General features: G+C 71.9%; 14 protein-coding genes. 8 read left to right on the top strand and 6 right to left on the bottom strand.

Annotation, left to right across the window (positions count from 1 at the left end):
• Positions 1–231 precede the first annotated feature (231 nt).
• From ABZ459_RS45580 to ABZ459_RS45555, 6 genes are all read right to left on the bottom strand, one after another.
• The gene (locus ABZ459_RS45580) at positions 232–2,685 is read right to left on the bottom strand and encodes a ComEC/Rec2 family competence protein (RefSeq protein WP_357985229.1); all 2,454 of its coding nucleotides are present in this window, start codon (positions 2,683–2,685) and stop codon (positions 232–234) included.
• Positions 2,686–3,151: 466 nt separating this feature from the next.
• Positions 3,152–3,793 carry a ComEA family DNA-binding protein gene (locus tag ABZ459_RS45575; protein WP_357985226.1) on the bottom strand — a complete coding sequence of 214 codons (642 nt, stop codon included), beginning with the start codon at positions 3,791–3,793 and terminating at the stop codon, positions 3,152–3,154.
• Between the two features lie 1,184 nt (positions 3,794–4,977).
• Complete coding sequence (locus tag ABZ459_RS45570) at positions 4,978–5,793, bottom strand: DegV family protein (protein WP_357985223.1); 816 nt, start codon at positions 5,791–5,793, stop codon at positions 4,978–4,980.
• A 35-nt stretch (positions 5,794–5,828) separates the two neighbouring features.
• Entirely contained in the window at positions 5,829–7,037 is a 1,209-nt protein-coding gene (hutI, locus tag ABZ459_RS45565) for an imidazolonepropionase (RefSeq protein WP_125633626.1), read from the bottom strand.
• Positions 7,038–7,459: 422 nt separating this feature from the next.
• Positions 7,460–8,872: a GTPase HflX gene (gene hflX / locus ABZ459_RS45560; protein WP_357985340.1), complete on the bottom strand. Its 1,413-nt coding sequence runs from the start codon at positions 8,870–8,872 to the stop codon at positions 7,460–7,462.
• Between the two features lie 84 nt (positions 8,873–8,956).
• On the bottom strand, positions 8,957–9,649 hold the full coding sequence (locus ABZ459_RS45555; RefSeq protein ID WP_357985220.1) for a DUF4097 family beta strand repeat-containing protein: 693 nt from the start codon (positions 9,647–9,649) through the stop codon (positions 8,957–8,959).
• Between the two features lie 157 nt (positions 9,650–9,806).
• On the opposite strand from ABZ459_RS45555, the gene aceB reads away from it, so the two are divergent.
• From aceB to ABZ459_RS45515, 8 genes are all read left to right on the top strand, one after another.
• Positions 9,807–11,384: a malate synthase A gene (aceB, locus tag ABZ459_RS45550; RefSeq protein WP_357985217.1), complete on the top strand. Its 1,578-nt coding sequence runs from the start codon at positions 9,807–9,809 to the stop codon at positions 11,382–11,384.
• A 142-nt stretch (positions 11,385–11,526) separates the two neighbouring features.
• Positions 11,527–12,966 (top strand): FAD-linked oxidase C-terminal domain-containing protein, encoded by a 1,440-nt coding sequence (locus ABZ459_RS45545; protein WP_357985214.1) that lies wholly within the window; start codon positions 11,527–11,529, stop codon positions 12,964–12,966.
• Positions 12,966–14,159 (top strand): FAD-binding oxidoreductase, encoded by a 1,194-nt coding sequence (locus ABZ459_RS45540; RefSeq protein WP_357985211.1) that lies wholly within the window; start codon positions 12,966–12,968, stop codon positions 14,157–14,159. Before ABZ459_RS45545 ends, ABZ459_RS45540 begins: the two co-directional genes overlap by 1 nt.
• A gap of 2 nt (positions 14,160–14,161) precedes the next feature.
• On the top strand, positions 14,162–15,364 hold the full coding sequence (locus tag ABZ459_RS45535) for a heterodisulfide reductase-related iron-sulfur binding cluster (protein WP_357985208.1): 1,203 nt from the start codon (positions 14,162–14,164) through the stop codon (positions 15,362–15,364).
• On the top strand, positions 15,361–16,110 hold the full coding sequence (locus ABZ459_RS45530; protein ID WP_357985205.1) for an IclR family transcriptional regulator: 750 nt from the start codon (positions 15,361–15,363) through the stop codon (positions 16,108–16,110). The genes ABZ459_RS45535 and ABZ459_RS45530 overlap by 4 nt, the downstream gene beginning before the upstream one ends.
• Before the next feature lie 38 nt (positions 16,111–16,148).
• Positions 16,149–16,889 (top strand): IclR family transcriptional regulator, encoded by a 741-nt coding sequence (locus ABZ459_RS45525; protein WP_357985202.1) that lies wholly within the window; start codon positions 16,149–16,151, stop codon positions 16,887–16,889.
• 4 nt (positions 16,890–16,893) lie between these two features.
• Positions 16,894–17,106 (top strand): DUF2277 domain-containing protein, encoded by a 213-nt coding sequence (locus ABZ459_RS45520; RefSeq protein ID WP_352322770.1) that lies wholly within the window; start codon positions 16,894–16,896, stop codon positions 17,104–17,106.
• A 62-nt stretch (positions 17,107–17,168) separates the two neighbouring features.
• Positions 17,169–19,082 carry a hypothetical protein gene (locus tag ABZ459_RS45515; protein ID WP_357985199.1) on the top strand — a complete coding sequence of 638 codons (1,914 nt, stop codon included), beginning with the start codon at positions 17,169–17,171 and terminating at the stop codon, positions 19,080–19,082.
• Positions 19,083–19,087: the final 5 nt, after the last annotated feature.

Raw genomic sequence — 19,087 nt, 5'->3', positions numbered from 1 at the left:
CTAGGCTCCCCCGCCTGGCCGGAGACCCGGACTCCGTACAGGCTCAGACTCCCCCTGGAGGGGGCCTGGGGAGTGGACGTGGCTCACGGCGTGTAGACGGTGAAGCTGGCCACCCGGCTGCCCCTGACGCCCATGTTGGGCGCCAGGACGATGAACCCACCCACCGGCCCCCAGTCCCCGCTTCCTTGCGCCCCGGTGGGCCCGGGTCCCGCTCGTCCGGCGTCGGACCGCTCACGGTCCACGGGGGACCACGGCCAGGCTGCCTTCGTGTTCGACAACTGCCAGGTCACCCGATCGATCGGTGCGGTAGATGGCGGCGCCGAGGCGGTGGAGGAGGGCGAGGGTCGATGTGGCCGGGTGGCCGTAGTCGTTGCCGGCGCCCACGCTGATCAGGGCGGCCCGTGCACCCAGCGAGCCAAGGAAGGCCGGGGACTGGCGATTCGAGCCGTGGTGCGGGGTCTTGAGGATGTCGGCACGCAGGGAGAGGTGGCGCGCGAGATCGTCCTGCGCCTCGGTCTCGAGGTCTCCGGCGAGCAGGACGGAACCGGCGCGCCAGCGTACGTGGATGACGACGCTGGAATTGTTGATCACGCTGCCTTCGCCCTGGCCGCTCCTGCCGCCTGACGTGGGGTCGGGGGCGACGACAGTCAGCTCGGACGGGCCGAACCGCCATCGCGTTCCAGGTTCCGCGTTCCCTTCAGGAATCCGGTGTCGAGCCAGTACGGCCGAGATCCGCGCGCTGGACTGCACCGCCGTCGGCCGAGGGCTGACGATCACGGCTCCCACGCGACGGTTCCTGAGCACGCCCGGAAGGCCGTCCACGTGGTCAGCGTGCGGATGGGTCAGGACGAGCAGGGGAACCTCCTCGACTCCGAGCCTGCGCAGGCATCGATCCATGACGACCGGGTCCGGGCCGGTGTCCACGACCACGCCTCGTCCAGGTCCGGCCGCCACCACCAGGCCGTCGCCCTGCCCCACGTCGCACATCACCATCAACCAGCCCTTGGGTGGCCAAGCCCCCGCCAGCGGACGGATCACCAGCACGGCGACCAGAGCGGCTCCTGCCGTCAGCAGCGCCATCGTCCGCCAACGGCGGTGCCTGAGCACCGGGATCGCGACGGCCACGGCGAGGGCGAGGAGCCCCAGACCAGGAAGGCCGCCCGGCCAGGGCAGGGTGGCCAGAGGCACGTTCACGGCCCAGTGAGCCACGGTGACGATCCAGCCCACCGCGTATCCGGCCGGGATTACCAGCATGCCGGCGGCGTCCGGCCAGATCGGGGCCACCAGGGCGGCGGCGAAACCGAGCAGGGTCGCGGGAGCCACGGCGGGGGCCACGAGCAGGTTGGCGGGCACCGCCACGAACGTCAACTGACCCGACATCAGCACCAGGACGGGCGTCACGGCCGCTTGCGCGGCAGCCGACACGGCCAGCGCCTCCGCCAGCCACCTCGGCAAGCGGCACATCCTTGCGACGGCATGCCCTCGACCAGCGGACGCATCTTCGGAGGGCGAAGTCGCGTGGCAGTCACCGGCACCGGCCTCTTCGGATGCACTCGCCGCACTCCCCTGTGCGCTGCCGCGCCCTCTTCCCTTCTCCGCTTTCCGACCTGTCGCCGTGGGCCTTGTGGTGGCGTCACGGTCGCAGGTCTCCGTCGGTGGTGGCATGGAGAGTTTGTCGCGCCAGCGTGGAGCGAGGAGGAGGATGCCGGCGGTCGCCGCGACCGAGAGGGCGAAGCCGTACGAACGCGCCAGTTCCGGTGCGAACAGCACCAGCAGGAGGACGGTTGCCGAGAGGGCGGCGAGGCCGTCCTTGGCCCGCCCGGTACCCAGGGCGAGGGCGGCGGCCAGGCCCATCAGCAGGGCACGCAGAACGCTCGGAGACGGCCTGGCCACCACGGTGAACGCAAGCATCGCGACAGCCGCGAAAACGGCTCTCAGCGGCAGGGAGAGGCCGACCAGGCGGGAGAGCGCCAGGGCGGCACCTGCGACGATGGCGAGGTTTGCACCGCTTACGGCATTCAGGTGGCTCAGGCCCGCTTCTTTGAGGTCGGCCGCCACCTGAGGGTCGATGCGGGAGACGTCCCCGACGACCAGGCCGGGCAGGAGGCCGCGCTGGTCGGGCGGTAGGGGGTCGGCGGCTGTCCGGAGGCCGGTTCTGAGGGTGCCCGCCATGGTCTGTATGGACGAAGGTGGTGTCAGGATGCGGGGCTCGCCTCGTACCAGGAGGATGGGCGCCACCAGGTCGCCGGGCGTTGGTTGCGCCAGGCGGCCGGTGACCTGCAGGCGTTGGCTCGGCAGCAGGGTGCTCCAGGCGTTGCCGCCGGCGAACACCGTGATGGGGACATTTACGGCTTGGCGTTCCGGTGATGGGGATGCCTGCGTCACACCTCCGTCGCTGCCTCCGAGGAGGCCGGGACGGTTCCCCTCCGGTTGACCGGTAGTGGATCTACCTCTCCGCCCCGCAGCGGACTCGATGATCTTGAGGGTGGCCGGGATCACGTAGCTGTCCCGGTTGAAGTGGCCGCTTCTGCGTGACCTGCGCTTCGGGTCGTCGGACAGGACGATCTGGGCGGTCACGGTCGCGTTCCTGGCGGCGAGCTCGGCCACCGGGCCGGTGGTCAGTGCCTGGACTCGGAAGGCGACAGACGCGGAGGCCGCCGCCGCGCAGATGAGCGTGGCGAGCACGACGTTCCGCCAGGCACCCCAGAAAGGCGAAGTCCGACCGGAGGGGATCCGTCCCGAGGGAGAGGACGACGGACGTGGCGACCGGTGGCGCCTGAACGGCAGAAGCAGTGGAGAGGCGGACAGGACAGACCCGAACGCCGCAGGCAGGAACCTGCTGATCAGCGAACAGATGAGGGACGAGCGGGCGAACGGCGAGCGGGTGTGCCAGGCCAGGACGCCGGCGGCCAGGGCGGTGACAGCGGCTGTCGTCATGCCCACGATGGGCGATTGGCCGAGCATGATCAGAGCGCCGGCCCAGGCGGACAGCGCCGGGAGGACGAGTGTCCAGGAGCGCTTGTGCTCGCCGTCGTCTGCGGCGGCGGGACGCAGAGGGGCGGTGGCGGCGGGACGCAGAGGGGCGGTGGCGGCGGGACGCACGGAGGTTGCAGCGGGGCCGGGGTGCGAGGGGTCGGCGAGGGGCGGCATGTCAGACGCGGACCTTCGGCTTGATCTCTTCGTACTTTCTCGGGCCGATGCCGCTCACCTCGCGAAGTTGGTCCACGCTGGTGAAGCCGCCGTGGGCAGTGCGGAACTCGGCGATCCTGGCGGCCAGCACCTCTCCCACTCCCGGGAGCTCTTCGAGTTGGTCGGGGGTGGCGGCGTTGAGGTCGAGGATGGCTGCGGCGGGGTCGGCGCCGGGATATCCGGGAGGTACGGCGGCCACGACCGCGGAGGGGGCGCCCACGATGATCTGCTCTCCGTCGATCAGGCGTCTGGCCAGGTTGAGGGGGCCCGTGGAGGCGCCGTGTTTGAGCCCGCCTGCCGCCGTCACCGCGTCCGTCACGCGGGAGCCCTGCGGGAGCAGGTAGACGCCGGGGTTGCGGACCTTGCCCGCCACCTGGACGGTCACTTTGGCGGCGGTGGGTGACGGAGATGGAGGGGTTGTCGCGGGTGACGGCGGGAGGGGCTCGGGGGTGGGCTGGGAACGCCAGACGAAGAAGGCGGCGACCGCGACGGCCAGAGCACCGACGGCGACGAGCACGCGCAGGCCGGGCTTGCTGAGGTCGATGGTGGTGGAGGGCTGAGCCGAGGTGATGGCGTCGCGGAACGCCTGGAAGGTCGGGGGCATGGGGGCAGGGCTGCCTGTGAGCCGCCGAGGGATGTGTGGGGGCGCCTCTGTGGCGGCCTGGGGCTCGATGCACGACTGACTTCGGCGCCCCGCCCGTCGCTCGGCTCGGGGCACGCTCTTCGCCGGCCCATCCTGTCGCTCTGCCTGGTACTCGGGCTGCGACATCGCCTGAGGCCCCGCCGAACGCCTGGCCCCCGATTCAGGCCGAGGCTCACCCCGCAGCTCGGCCGAAGGCTCACCCCCGTCGCCCCCCGACTCAACGGAAGGCACAACCCCACGATCGCCCCACAGCTCGGAAGATGGCTCAACCCCACGCTCATGCCACCGCTCGGAAGATGGCTCAACCCCATGCACATGCCACCGCTCAGAGGAGGGCTCAACCCCACCATCAGCCCACCGGCCGGAGGAGGGCTCAACCCCACGCTCAGCCCACGCCTCGGGAGACGCAACCCCGCGGTCGCCCAATGGCTCGAACGAGGACTCAACCCGACGCCTATCCCCCAGGTCGGGCCAAGGCTCATCCCGCTGGTCGGCCCCTGAGGCCCTCTGAGAGGCGGCCTGGCGGGCCGGCCGCCTTGCCTGCGAGTCACTCCAAGGAGCCGCCAGGAAGGGCTCCCACGGCCGCGCCGCCCCTACCGGGGAAGGGCCCACGAAAGAAGGGCCTGCAGGAGAAGCAGACGAAGGAGGAGCCAATGCGGGAGGCACGGAACCAGGAGAAGCGAGCGCAGGAGAAGCGGACGCAGCAGCACCCAGCACAGGAGCAGCCAGAGCAGGAAACGCGGATGCAGGACCACCCAGCACGGGAGACACAGACGCAGGACCACCCAGCGCGGGAGCAGCCAGCGCGGGAGACACGGGCGCAGGAAAAGCCGACACAGAAGGTGGTGAGGCTGTTCTGAGTCGGGACGTCGGGAGGTTCTGGGCCTCGTCACCGTAGGGATGTCTGTTGCGGCGTCCCGGACGCGGCCGTCGGGCAGGGCTGGTGATCGACCGGAGCCTGGATTCGGCTATGGTCCGCTCTGCCGTCGGGTCCTGAGATCGCACGCCGACGAACCTAGGGAAGGTCACCCCCGCCCCGAGCTACCGAACCGAGTTCTGGGGACGGCGGAGCCAAGAGACGAGAGAGCTGTGGAAAACACGGCACCGACCAGATGACGGCCCCTCAAACAAAAGGGCCAAACCGGTCACCCCTCGTACGCCGTGACCGTCACCCCCAGCATCCCCGGCCCCACATGAGCCCCGATCACCGCCCCCACCTCCACCACCCGCACCTCACGAACCCCCGCCACCCGCTTCGACAACCGCTCCCCCAACGCCTCGGCCCGCCCCCGAGCCCCCATGTGCTGCACGGCCACCCCGGACCCGTCCAGCTCCACGGCCGCCTCCACCGCCAGGTCCTCCAGCCGCGCGATCGCCCGCCCCGACGTCCGCACCTTCTCCAGCAGGGAGATGCGCCCGTCCATGATGTGCAGCAGCGGTTTGATCATGAGGGCCGACCCGAACAACGACGTGGCGGCGCCGATGCGGCCGCTTCGCCTCAGGTACTCCAGGGTGTCCACGTAGAAGAAGGTCCGGGTGACGGCGGCGGTACGGCGGGCGGCGGCGGCCACGTCGGCCAGAGAGGCGCCGGCGGCGGCCGACCGCGCCGCCGCCAGCACGGGATAGCCCAGGCCCATCGCGATGGACCGGCTGTCGATCACCTCCACCGGCACGGGCGCGTCCTTGGCCGCCGCGAGGGCGGACTCGACGGTGCCGGACAGTTCGCCGGACAGGTGGATCGAGACCACGCCCGTGGCGCCGGCGGCGGCCAGCGCGTCATAGCAGGCCGCGAAGCGCGCAGGCGACGGACGTGAGGTGGTGGCGGTGGCCAGGTCGCCGGTGAAGGCGTCCTCGTCGTGCGGGATGCCGCGGGCGACCACTTGTACCGGCACCACCGTCACACCGGGCACGGCGGGCAGGTAAGCGGTGGAATCGGTGACAACAGCGACAGAGGGCGGCATATCCCGAGATTAGCCACCCGATCCCGAGTCCGGGGTTACTGGACGGGCGTCCCGCCCCGCCAGACCCGGCGCGGCTTGAGCCCGAAGGACCAGGCGAAGGCGCCTTCGTGGTCGGCGTCCCACTGGACGATGTCGGCCAGCCGCCCGGGAGCCAGCACCCCGCGGTCGGGCGCCCCGAGGACGGTCGCGCCGCCCAGCGTGGCGGCGCGCAGCGCGTCGTTGACGCTCATGCCGAACGCCGACACCGCCATGGCGATGACCAGCGACATCGAGGTGATGCCGCAGTAGCCGGGGTTGTGGTCGCTGCCGAGGGCGATCTGTACGCCGTGCTTGATCATTTGGCGGACCGGCGGCACGTGGCCGCGCTGGAGCGCCGTGGCGGGGCAGACCACCGCGGGCACGCCGTAACGGGACATGATCGCGATGTCCTCGTCGGACATGTGGTGCAGGCCGTCGGCGGAGGCGCAGCCGAGCTCGGCGGCCAGCTGCACGGCGCCGCGACGGCTGAACAGGCCGGCGTGGATGCGCGGGAGCAGCCCCACGTTGCGGCCCGAGGCGAGGACCCAGCGGGATTCCTCGGTGGTGAAGTGGCCCTCGTCGCAGTAGACGTCGACGCTGTCGGCGCCGGCCGCCGCCGCGTCGGCGCACCAGGCGCCCACGGCCTCGACGTATTCGCGCTGGCGGCCGAAGTACTCGGGAGGAACGACGTGCGCCGCGAGGAAGGTGACGTGCACCCGCGGCATCATCGGCTCCTTCTCCAGCTCGCGCAGGAGCCGCACGTCGGCCAGCTCGCCGTCGCGGGTGAGGTGGTAGCCGGTCTTGGCCTCGACGGTGGTGGTGCCGCTGAGCAGCCAGCTCCGCAGCCGCTCGCGCACGCCGTTGCACAACGTCCAGGGGTCGGTGCCGCGCGTCACGGTGACGGTGGAGCCGACGCCGCCGCCCGCCGCGGTGATCGAGGCCGCGCTGGAGCCGCCGGTGCGGATGGCCAGCTCGGCGTAGCGGTTGCCCGCGTAGACCGGATGCGTGTGGGCGTCGATGAGGCCGGGCGTGACGAGCGCGCCGCCGAGGTTCTCCACGTGGTCGACGTCGACGATGTCGTCGACGACGCCGGGCACGCTCTGCGGGAGGTCGGGCGCCCGCCCGACCCAGGCGATGCGGTCGTTGTGCACGAGGATGGCCGCGTTGCTGAGGACCTCGTTACCTGTCCACAGGCGGCCGATGTTGGTCAAGAGCCGAACGGTCATCGCACCACCCCGTGCAGGCGCAGCACCCAGCGCACGGCATGTGCCGCGCCCACTGAGTCCGCTCCGGGTCCGGACGACATGGGGGTCTCCTGCTCTCATCCGCGTGATGTTGTGCGGTGACCGTATCGCCGGAGACGTGACCCGGCGATTTCAGTTCAGTTACGTTATTTCACAGCCGGGCTCGGTGTACAGGGTTATTCGGAAGAAAGACCACTCATCCCATCCGTCACCCAGCCACGCCTCGCCCCCATGGCCCCGCTGACGACTGTCGCACTTAACGTCATCATCCGAAACCCAGAACCGAAACCAAAAAACCAGACCAACGTTAGGTCTGGCCATCCTAGCAACCCCAGGGTTCGGGGACCACTGCCCTATTTGGGCAGCTCTGCGCTACTTTGAGCGAGAGCTGCCCAGCCGTCCCGCTAAGAGACGCGTTCGACCGGCTTGCCCACCCGCTCCAGCTCCTGGAACAGACTCGGCAGCACGCGGGCGTGCAGGACGGTGCCGTCCTGGACGTGTTCGACGGAGAGCACCTCGCCCTCCTTGTGGGCCCGCGAGATCAGGTCGCCCCGGTCGTAGGGCACCAGCAGGTTGACCTCGTGGTCGAGGCGCGGCAGCCGCTCCTCGATGAGCCGCATGAGCTCGGGGACGCCCTTGCCGGTGCGGGCGGAGACGACGATGCTGTCGCGCTCGCGCCTGGCGATGCGGTCGAGCACCTCCTGGTCGGCCGCGTCGGCCTTGTTGATCACCACGACCTCGGGCACCTCGGAGGCGCCCTCGATGTCGGCGAACACCTCGCGGACGGCCGCGAGCTGACCCTCGGGGTCGGGGTGCGAGCCGTCGACGACATGCAGGATCAGGTCGGCGTCGGCGACCTCCTCCAGCGTGGACCGGAACGCCTCGATGAGCTGGTGGGGCAGGTGGCGCACGAAGCCGACGGTGTCGGCGATCGTGAACAGCCGGCCCTCCGGCGTGCGGGCGCGGCGCACGGTCGGGTCGAGCGTGGCGAACAGCGCGTCCTCGACCAGCACGCCCGCACCGGTGATGCGGTTGAGCAGCGAGGACTTGCCCGCGTTGGTGTAGCCCGCGATGGCCACGGCCGGGACCTCGCGCCGCTGGCGCCGGTGGCGCATGGTGTCGCGCGAGGTGGACATGCCGCTGATCTGGCGGCGCAGCTTGGACATGCGCTCGCGGATGCGGCGCCGGTCGAGCTCGATCTTGGTCTCACCGGGGCCGCGGCCGCCGATGCCCACGCCGCCCGCGGCGCGACCGCCGACCTGGCGGGACAGGTTGCCACCCCAGCCTCGCAGGCGCGGCAGCAGGTACTGCAGCTGCGCCAGCTCGACCTGGGCCTTGCCCTCGCGGCTCTTGGCGTGCTGGGCGAAGATGTCGAGGATCAGCGCCGTACGGTCGATGACCTTGACCTTGACCGTCTCCTCCAGCTGGCGGAGCTGGCCGGGGGCCAGCTCGCCGTCGCAGATCACGGTGTCGGCGCCGGTCGACTCGACCACGTCGCGCAGCTCCAGGGCCTTGCCCGAGCCGATGTAGGTGGCCGGGTCGGGCTTCTGGCGCCGCTGGATGAGCCCTTCGAGCACCTCGGACCCGGCGGTCTCGGCCAGGAGCTTGAGCTCCAGCAGGGAGTTCTCGGCGTCTTCGGCGGTTCCGGAGGTCCAGACGCCGACGAGGACGACCCGCTCGAGCCGCAGCTGCCGGTACTCGACCTCGGAGACATCCTGGAGTTCGGTGGAGAGGCCCGCCACGCGGCGCAGCGCCTGGCGCTCCTCGAGGTCCATGTCGCCGGTCTCGAACTCGTCGAGCGCGGTGTATTCGTGCATTCGTGTCATCTCTATGAGGGAACGTCTGGACACCTCGGTGTCTTCCCACGATGGTGGCACGACATCCCCGGCGTCATCACCTGGTTATCCCGCAGAGAGCGTCACGTTGCCGGAACCGGCGGTCAGCGAGATCTTGCGGGGCGAGCTGGGGTCGGACTTGATGGAGACGGAGGCGTCGCCGGAGTCCACGTCGGTCTTCACGTCGTAGGACCCCGTGGGCACCTTCAGGACGACGTCGCCCGAGCCGGCCTCCAGCTCGGCGCTGTCCAGCGCGGTGGCGTACTTGAGCTCGATGTTGCCCGAGTCGGCCTTGACGAACACCTTCTTGCCGGTCATCCCTGATCCTTCGAGGTCGCCGGAGTCGAGCCTGGCGTCGAGCTGACCGCTCAGCGCCCGCAAGGTGATGTCACCCGAGTCGCTGTCGAGGTCGACGGCCAGCCCCCTGGGAACCTCGATCTTGTAGTCGACGCTGCAGTTCGCCCAGGCCGACGGGCAGTCATACGTCACCAGAAGCGCCTGGCCCTCGACCTTGTGCTGCGGCTTGGGCTTGTCGTCGCCCCGCCAGCGCAACGTCTCGATCACCCGGACGGCGGTGCCGTCGGTCTCGGTGATCACGGTGTCGCCGGCGTCGCTCCTGACCTGCAGTTTGGAGACCTTGTCCGTCACCTGGTAGGACACGGTGTCCTGGTTCGTGGCACCGCCGATGCTCTCGATCCGGCAACCCGTCAGCACCAGCGCGGCGGCCAGCAGCCCACCCGCCACAGCAATCGTCTTCATGCCCCCGATCCTTTCGCGGGCATGACCCCCTGCGCATCGGGGATGCCCCGGAAGGCGCCCCAGGGATACCCCAGCCTTTGACCCGGGAACCCTGAGCGGAGTAGCTTCACTTCCACAATCTAGAATCGGTTTTCCACTCTACGGAAAAGAGGGGGACATGGAGATCACCGGCCCGATGCTCGAACGGTTCGACGAGATCCTCACGCCGGAGGCGCTCGGCTTCGTGGCGGCTCTCCAGCGGGAGTTCGGCGCCAGGCGGCTGGAGCTGCTCGAAGCCCGCCAGGCGCGTCAGGCGGAGCTGTCGGCCGGCGGGACGCTCGACTTCCTGCCGGAGACCAAGGAGGTCAGGGAGGGCGACTGGCAGGTCGCGCCGCCGGCCCCCGGCCTGGCCGACCGCCGCGTCGAGATCACCGGGCCGGTCGACAGGAAGATGACCATCAACGCGCTCAACTCCGGCGCCAAGGTATGGCTGGCCGACTTCGAGGACGCCAACTCACCCCTGTGGGAGAACTGCGTGTCCGGGCAGCTCAACCTGCGCGAGGCGCTCGACCGGGCGATCGACTTCGAGACCGGCGGCAAGACGTACGCGCTGCGGCCCGACGACGAGCTGGCCACGATCGTGGTGCGCCCGCGCGGCTGGCACCTGGACGAGAAGCACGCCCAGGTGGACGGGCGGCCGGTGTCGGCGTCGCTGTTCGACTTCGGGCTCTACTTCTTCCACTGCGCGCAGCGCCAGCTCGACAAGGGCAAGGGGCCGTACTTCTACCTGCCGAAGATGGAGTCGCACCTGGAGGCGCGGCTCTGGAATGAGGTCTTCACCCGGGCGCAGGAACTCCTGGGCATCCCGTACGGCACCATCAGGGCGACCGTGCTCATCGAGACCTATCCCGCGGCGTTCGAGATGGAGGAGATCCTCTACGAGCTGCGCGACCACTCGGCCGGGCTCAACGCGGGCCGCTGGGACTACCTGTTCAGCGTGATCAAGAAGTTCCGCACGCGGGGGCGGGAGTTCCTGCTGCCCGAGCGGAACGCGGTGACGATGACCGCCCCGTTCATGCGGGCCTACACCGAGCTGCTGGTGCGTACGTGCCACAAGCGCGGCGCGCACGCCATCGGCGGGATGGCGGCGTTCATCCCCTCCCGGCGCGACGCCGAGGTCAACGCGGTGGCGCTGGAGAAGGTGCGGGCGGACAAGACGCGCGAGTCGGGCGACGGGTTCGACGGCTCCTGGGTGGCCCACCCCGACCTCGTGCCGGTGTGCCGCGAGGTGTTCGACGGCGTCCTCGGGGCGCGGCCCAACCAGCTCGACCGGCTGCGCGAGGACGTCCGCGTCTCGGCCGCCGACCTGCTGTCGGTCTCCGAGACGCCCGGCGAGATCACCGAGACGGGCCTGCGCAACAACGTCGACGTGGCCCTGCGCTACCTGGCCGCCTGGATGGGCGGGCTGGGCGCGGTCGCGATCCACAACCTCATGGAGGACGCCGCGACGGCCGAGATCTCCCGTTCGCAGATCTGGCAGTGGATCCACAACGACATCACGCTGGCCGACACCGGTGAGCAGGTGACCAAGGAGCTGGTCGAGCGGATCATCGCCGAGGAGCTGGCCCGGATCTCGGCCGAGCCGGGCTACGACGAGCGGCTGTTCGGGCAGGCGACGGCGCTGTTCAAGGAGGTGGCGCTGGACGACGACTTCGCCGAGTTCCTGACGCTGCCGGCGTACGCCCAAATGCCGTAGATATTGAAATTTCCGCTTATGTCCGGCGCGCCAGCGCCGGACATAAGCGGACCCCCCGAAACCCAGCCAAATCCCCTCCGAAAACTGGCCAGACCGGTGGAAACAGTCGCACACTAGAGGTGACGGATCTGGAGAGTGACTGGTGCTCGACACGCTGACGGCGGCGCTGCGCTCGCTGCTGCCTCCCGACTCGGTGATCACCGATCCGGTACGCCTGCGCACCTACGAGTGCGACGGGCTGACCAGCCACCGGGCGACGCCGGGCGTGGTCGTGCTGCCCGCGACGGCCGAGCAGGTCGCCGGGGTCGTCCGGATGTGCAACGACTTCGGGGTGCCGTTCGTGGCCAGGGGGTCGGGCACGGGCCTGTCGGGCGGCGCGCTCCCCCGCGAGGACGGCGTGCTCATCGTCACCTCGAAGATGCGCCGGATCCTGGAGATCGACCTGCTCAACCGCAGGGCCGTGGTCGAGCCGGGCGTGACGAACCTGGCGATCACCGAGGCCGTGCGCGACGCGGGCTACTACTACGCCCCCGACCCCTCCAGCCAGCAGGTCTGCTCGATCGGCGGCAACGTGGCCGAGAACTCCGGCGGCGCCCACTGCCTCAAGTACGGCTTCACCGTCAACCACGTCGAGGCGTGCGAGATCGTCACCCCCGACGGCGACCTGGTCGTCCTCGACCGTATGGACCCGGGCTACGACCTGCTCGGCGCGTTCGTCGGCTCGGAGGGCACGCTGGGCATCGCCACCAGGATCACCGTACGGCTGAGCCGGGCGCCGGAGGCGGTGACCACGGTGCTGGCCGCGTTCGAGGACATCGAGCAGGGCGGCCGGGCGGTGTCGGCGATCATCGGGGCCGGCATCGTGCCGGCCGCGATCGAGATGATGGACGCGCTGGCCATCGAGGCCGCCGAGGCGGCGGTCGCCTGCTCCTACCCGCGGGGAGCGGGCGCGGTGCTGATCGTGGAGCTGGACGGGCCGCGGGAGTCGGTCGAGCGGGAGTTCGCGCGGCTGACGGAGATCTGCTCGGACGCGTTCGAACTGCGCGTGGCGGCCGGGCCCGAGGAGCGCGCGGCCATCTGGAAGGGGCGCAAGTCGGCCTTCGCCGCGGTCGGCCGGATCAGCCCGGCCTACATCGTCCAGGACGGCGTCGTGCCGCGCACGTCGCTGCCCGGCGTGCTGGCGGCCATCGACCGGCTCTCGCGCGAGCACGGCATCAGGGTGGCCAACGTCTTCCACGCCGGCGACGGCAACCTGCACCCGCTGGTGCTGTTCGACGACGCCGAGCCGGGCGGGGGCGAGCGGGCCGAGGCGGTCTCGGGCGCGATCCTCGACCTGTGCGTCGAGCACGGCGGCTCGATCACCGGCGAGCACGGCGTCGGGGTGGACAAGGCCCGCTACATGCCGAAGATGTTCACCGGCGCCGATCTGGACACCATGCAGCTCGTCCGGTGCGCGTTCGACCCGGGCGGCCTGTCCAACCCGGGCAAGGTGTTCCCCACGCCGCGGTTGTGCGGCGAGGTGCCGGGCGTGCGCAAGGGCGCGCACCCGCTGGTCGAGTCGGGCAGGGCGGAGCAGTTCTGATGGCGGATCCGTTCTCGGGCACCGGCGTGACGGTCAGGGCGGCCGGGCCCGAAGATCCCGCGCACGCGTGGGGGGCCCGGTGGGTGGCACTGCCGGAGACCGTGGAGGAGGTCGCCGCCGTGCTGCGCGCGTGCGCCGCGGCCGACCTGGCGGCGGTGCCCGCGGGCGGCGGCACGAAGCTGCACTGGGGGCCGCCGCCGGAGCGGTGCGACGTGCTGCTCGGCCTGTCCCGCCTGGACGCGGTCCTGGAGCACGCGGCGGGCGACCTGGTGGTGCGCGCGCAGGCCGGCGTGCGGACGGCGGCGCTGGCGGCGGCGCTCGCGGCGCGGGGGCAGGAGCTGGCGCTCGACGTGCCGTTCGGCGAGGAGGCGACGGTCGGGGGCACCCTCGCCACCGCCCTGCCCGGCCCCCGCGCCTTCCGCTACGGCACCGCCCGCGACCTGCTCATCGGCGTCACGGTGGTGCTGGCCGACGGCACGGTCGCCCGGTCGGGCGGCAAGGTGGTCAAGAACGTCGCGGGCTACGACCTCGGCAAGCTGTTCACCGGCTCGTACGGCACCCTCGGGGTGATCGCGGAGGCCACGTTCCGGCTGCATCCGCTGCCCGGCGAGCGGCGCTGGGTGGTCGCCGGGATGCCCGCGGACGACGTGCCGGGCGCCGCGGCGGCGCTGGCGGCCGCGCAGGCCGAGCCGAGCGCGGTCGAGGTGGACCGTCCGGAGCCGGGCGGGCCGGTGACCCTGGCGGTGCTGGTGGAGGGCACGGCCGCGCAGGCACGCGCCGAGGCGCTGCGCGACCTGGCCGGCGGCGGGGCGGTGACCGGCGAGCCGCCGTCCTGGTGGGGGGTCGTCCCACGGGGTGAGGTGCTGGTCGAGGTGCGTTTCCCGCCCGCGGCGGCCGACGCGGCGCTGCGGGCGGCGGCCGGGTGCGGCCTGTCGCTGCGCGGGTCGGTGGCCGCCGGCCGGGTGCTGGTGGAGCCGGGCGTCCCCGTCGCCGAGGACGCGCTGCCGGGCCTGGTGAGCGGGCTGCGGCAGCGGGTCGAGGCCGCGGGCGGCCGGGTGAACGTGCTGGCCGCGCCGCATGCCGGGGTCGACAGGTGGGGGCGGGTGAGCGCGCTGCCGTTGATGCGGCGGGTCAAGGAACGGTTCGACCCCGGGCGCAGGATGTCGCCCGGACGGCTGGCGGGAGGACTGTGACCATGGACCCGGAGCTGATCGGCGACTGCGTGCACTGCGGGTTCTGCCTGCCGACGTGCCCGACGTACGCGTTGTGGGGCGAGGAGATGGACTCGCCGCGCGGGCGCATCCACCTGATGAAGCAGCACGTCGAGGGCACTCCGGTCACCCCGGAGATGGCCGGGCACTTCGACGCCTGCCTGGGCTGCATGGCGTGCGTCACGGCTTGCCCGTCGGGCGTGCGCTACGACCGGCTGATCGAGCAGACCCGGGCCGAGGTCGAGCGCACGCACGTGCGCGAGCCGCGGGAGCGGGCGGTGCGCGAGATCGTGTTCAGCCTGTTCCCCTACCCGCGCAGGCTGCGGCTGCTGCGGCCGACGATGTGGCTGGCCGGGCGGATGGCGCCGTTCCTGACACGCGCCCATCCGAGCCTGGGCGCCATGGCCGCACTCGCGCCGCGCGTGGAGCACCGGCAGCGTCTGCCGCGCCTGGTCAGGGCCAGGGGCAGGCGCAGGGCCGTGGTCGGGATGCTCACCGGGTGCGTGCAGGGCGAGTTCTTCCCGCAGGTGAACGCGGCCACCGCGCGGGTGCTGGCGCTGGAGGGCTGCGACGTGCTCGTCCCGGCCGGGCAGGGCTGCTGCGGGGCACTCAGCGTGCACGCCGGGCGCGCTGATCAGGCCCGGCGGCTGGCGCGCCGGACGGTCAGGGCGTTCAGGAGGGCGGGGGTCGAGACGGTCGTGGTGAACGCGGCCGGCTGCGGCTCGGTCATGAAGGAGTACGGCGAGCTGTTCGGCGCCGATCCCGGGTTCCGGGTGCGGGACCTGTCGGAGTTCCTGGCCGAGCTGGGCCCGGCGGCCACGCGGCATCCGCTGCCGCTCACCGTCGCCTACCACGACGCCTGTCATCTGGCCCACGCCCAGGGCGTCCGGGCGCAGCCGCGCGAGCTGCTGCGCGGCATCCCCGGGCTGGAGCTGCGGGAGGTCCCCGAGTCGGCGATCTGCTGCGGGTCGGCGGGGACGTACAACATCCTGCGGCCGGAGGCGGCCCGCGACCTCGGCGACCGGAAGGCGGGTGCGGTCGCCTCGACCGGGGCCGAGCTGCTGGTCTCGGCCAATCCGGGATGCACGATGCAGATCGCCACGGCGATGCGCCGGGCCGGGAAGGAGATCAGGGTGGCCCACACCGCCGAGGTGCTGGACGCTTCCCTGCGCGGGGTGTCGCTGTGAGCGTGCAGTCGGTCGAGCGGGCGCTCGACGTGCTGGAGGCGCTGGCCGAGCACGGCGGCGAGGCCGGGCTGTCGGAGATAGCGGCGCGGACGGGCCTGCCGTACGGGACGATCCACCGGCTGCTGCAGACGCTGCTCGCCCGCGGTTACGTGCGCCAGGAGTCCGACCGCCGGTACGCGCTGGGCGGCGGGCTGGTCCGCCTGGGCGGCATCGCGGAGAGCATGGTGGGCGTGTGGGCGCAGCCGTACCTGACGCGGATGGTGGAGCTGTCCGGCGAGACCGCGAACCTGGCGGTGCTCGAAGGCGACTTCGTCGTCTACGTGGCGCAGGTGCCCTCGCCGCGCAGGCTGCGCATGTTCGCCGAGGTCGGCAGGCGGGTGCTGCCGCACAGCACGGCCGTGGGCAAGGCGCTGCTGGCCGGGCGGGCGGCCGCCGAGGCGATGGCGGTGTTCGAGCGTACGGGCATGCCGCGGCGCACCCCGAACACGATCACCGACGCGGCCGGCATGCTGGCCGAGCTCGACCGGGTCAAGGAGTGCGGCTACGCGATGGACCTGGGCGAGGAGGAGCTGGGCGTCCACTGCCTGGCGGTGCCCGTCCGGGACGGCGAGCGGGTGGTGGCCGCGATGTCGGTGTCGGGGCCGGCCGAGCGCATCGACGCCCTCGACCGCGACGAGCTGGCCGAGGGCATGCGGAGGATCGCCTCCGACTTCGGCCGCGAGCTGGCCCCGGCCACGTCGAAGTAGCGCCTGCCGAACGGCTCCGGCGGCTATTCTGTTGCGCTGTGAGCAACAGCACGACGGTTCAGTCCGTCGACCGGGCCATCGCGATCTTGGAGATCCTGGCCCGCGAGGGCGCCACCCGGGTGACGGACCTCGCGGTCGAGCTCGACGTGCACAAGTCCACCGCGTTCCGGCTGCTGGCCGCCCTGGAGCAGGGCGGGCTGGTGGAGCAGAGCGGCGACCGGGGGCGCTACCGGCTGGGGTTCGGCGTCGTACGGCTGGCCGGCGCGGCCACGGCCCAGCTCGACCTGTCCAGGGAGGGCCGCGAGGTGTGCCTGCGGCTGGCCGAGGCGGTCGGCGAGACCGTCAACATCGCGGTCCCCCAGGACGGCGACACGGTCAACATCAGCCAGGTGCGCGGCCCGGCGGCGATCAGCGGCCACAACTGGGTCGGCCAGCGCACCCCGTCGCACGCCACCTCCAGCGGCAAGGTGCTGCTCGCCTTCGGCGCCCTGCGCCTGGCCGGCGAGCTGGAGCGCTACACCCCCCGCACCGTCACCTCCCCGGCCGGCCTGGGCCTGGAGGAGATCAGGCGGCGCGGCTGGGCGGCCACGGTGGAGGAGCTTGAGGTCGGGCTGAACGCGGTGGCGGCGCCGATCAGGGGGGCCGACGGCTCGGTGGTGGCCGCGGTCAGCGCGTCCGGGCCGTCGTACCGGCTCACGCCCGAGCGGCTGCCCGAGGTCGGCGAGCTGCTGGCCGCGGGCGCGAGGGAGATAAGCCAGCGCATCGGCTATTACCGTTGAGAGCATGTGCAGAAGCATCAAGACCCTGCGGCCGCCGTACGCCGAGAGCGTGACCGAGGACGACGTGCGGGCCGCCGCGCTCCAGTACGTCAGGAAGATCTCCGGCTTCCGCGCCCCGGCCGCCCACAACGCCGAGGCGTTCGACCGGGCCGTGGAGGCGATCACCAGGGCGTCCGAGGAGTTGCTGGGGGCGCTGGAAGTTCGCGGAGGTCGTTGACACGTCCGCGCCGCCGGAGAATTCTCCCTGGCATATGACCCAGTCATCCCCGGGGAGCGGCCATGATCAGCGGGTTGTACGAGGGGCAGGACGGTGACTCCCGGCTCGCGCTCCGGGTCGACGTCGACGGGCCGAGGCCCACCGGCAGGGTCAGCGGCGACCTGTTCACCGTGGCGGGCTCCACGACCTCCTACGCCGGCTCGTTCGTCGTCGGCGCCCCGGCCGTGCGGGCCGAGGGTGACGGCACGCGCGTCGAGGGGCGGGGCGCGTTCACCTTCGACACCCCCGACCGGCACGTCACGGTCACGGTCACCGGCCGGGACGGCACGGCGACGCTGGCCGGGCACGACTTCCGGCTGGCCCACTCCTCCCCGTACTTCCGCAGCGTGCTGCTGGAGCAGGACTCGGTGGCCGGGACCGTGCCGTTCGTGTCGTACGGCACGGGCTCGCTGCCCGCGCCGACCGGCTGCCCGGCCAGGACGCTGAGCGTCGCCGCCGCCTACGCCGAGGCCGGCGTGGAGCTGACCCTCGCCCCGCCCGGCGTGATCCCGGTGGACGGCGCCGGCACCGACCTGGCCTGGGACGACGCCGAGCTGCACCACGCGATGACCCAGCACTTCAGCGCATATGCGGACGGGCCGGCCTGGCGGGTGTGGCTGCTGGTGGCGAGCAGGCACGTGAGCGGCTACCGGGGCATCATGTTCGACTACGAAGGCGCCTCCCAGCGGCAGGGCTCGGCCGTCTTCCACGACGAGATCAAGGGCACGACGCCGCAGGCCCAGCGGGCGCAGCTGCGGACGTACATGCACGAGCTGGGGCACGCGTTCAACCTGCTGCACTCCTGGCAGAAGGACCTGGCCGTGCCGCCGCAGCCGCTCGGTCCCGAGGGCGGCTTCGGCGACCTGTCGTGGATGAACTACGTGCAGAACTACCGTCCGGGCGGCGAGCCGGGCTACTGGGCGGCCTTCCCGTTCCAGTTCACCGACGCGGAGCTGGTCCACCTCCGCCACGGCTTCTACCGGGACGTGGCCATGGGCGCGAACGCCTTCGGCACCGGGGCCGCCGAGGCGACCCCGTTCGAGCAGCCGGTCGAGGGCGACCCGGGGCTGCGGCTGGAGCTGCGGGCCAAGGAGTCGTTCGGGCTGGGCGAGCCGGTCGTGGTGGAGCTCAAGCTCGCCGTCACGGGCGGGCCCCGCGCCACACACGGCCACCTGCATCCCGACACCGAGTTCACCCAGGTCTCGATCACCCGGCCGGACGGCGGGACCGTCCTGTACCGGCCGATGATGCGCCACTGCGTGGACGCCTCCCCGCAGATCCGCCTGGACGACCGCAACCCGGCCGTGTACCGCAGCGCCTACGTCGGCCACGGCCGCGACGGCCACTACTTCCAGCGGCCCGGCGAGTACCGGGTCCGCGCCCGGTACGTCGCCGCCGACGGCTCCCGCGTCCTGTCCCCGCCGTGCGTGATCCGGGTGCGCCCGCCCGCCGGCCGGGACGACCACGCGGTGGCCGAGCTGATGCTGGGCGAGCAGCAGGGCAAGCTGTTCTCGCTGCTCGGCTCGGACTCGCCCGCCCTGCGCGCCGGCAACCAGGCGCTCGACGAGCTGCTCGACCGGTACGGCGGCCACCCGCTCGCCGTCTACGCCCGGCTGGTCAAGGGCCTCAACGCCGAACGCGGGTTCAAGGCGCTGACCGCGGGCAAACGGCTGCGCGTCCGGCCGCCCGACCCCGAGCAGGGCATCGAGCACCTGTCCCGGGTCGTCCGGCAGGACGGCATCGACAACATCACCCTCAACCTGGTGCTGCGCCGCCTGGCTCGGGCCGAGGCCCGGCGGGGCGACCTGGCGCGGGCGGGCGCCGTCCTGGACCGGATGGTGGGGCTGTTCGCGGCGAAGGGCGTCAACCCGATCGTCCTGGGACAGATCAGGCGGCAGGCCGACGTCACGAGATCGGTCATCGCCACCGGACTCTGAAGAAG

Source organism: Nonomuraea sp. NPDC005692, from assembly GCF_040631115.1.
Lineage (GTDB): Bacteria > Actinomycetota > Actinomycetes > Streptosporangiales > Streptosporangiaceae > Nonomuraea.
Note: the sequence above shows the minus strand (reverse complement) of the source record. Positions and strands in the feature narration are given on the sequence as shown.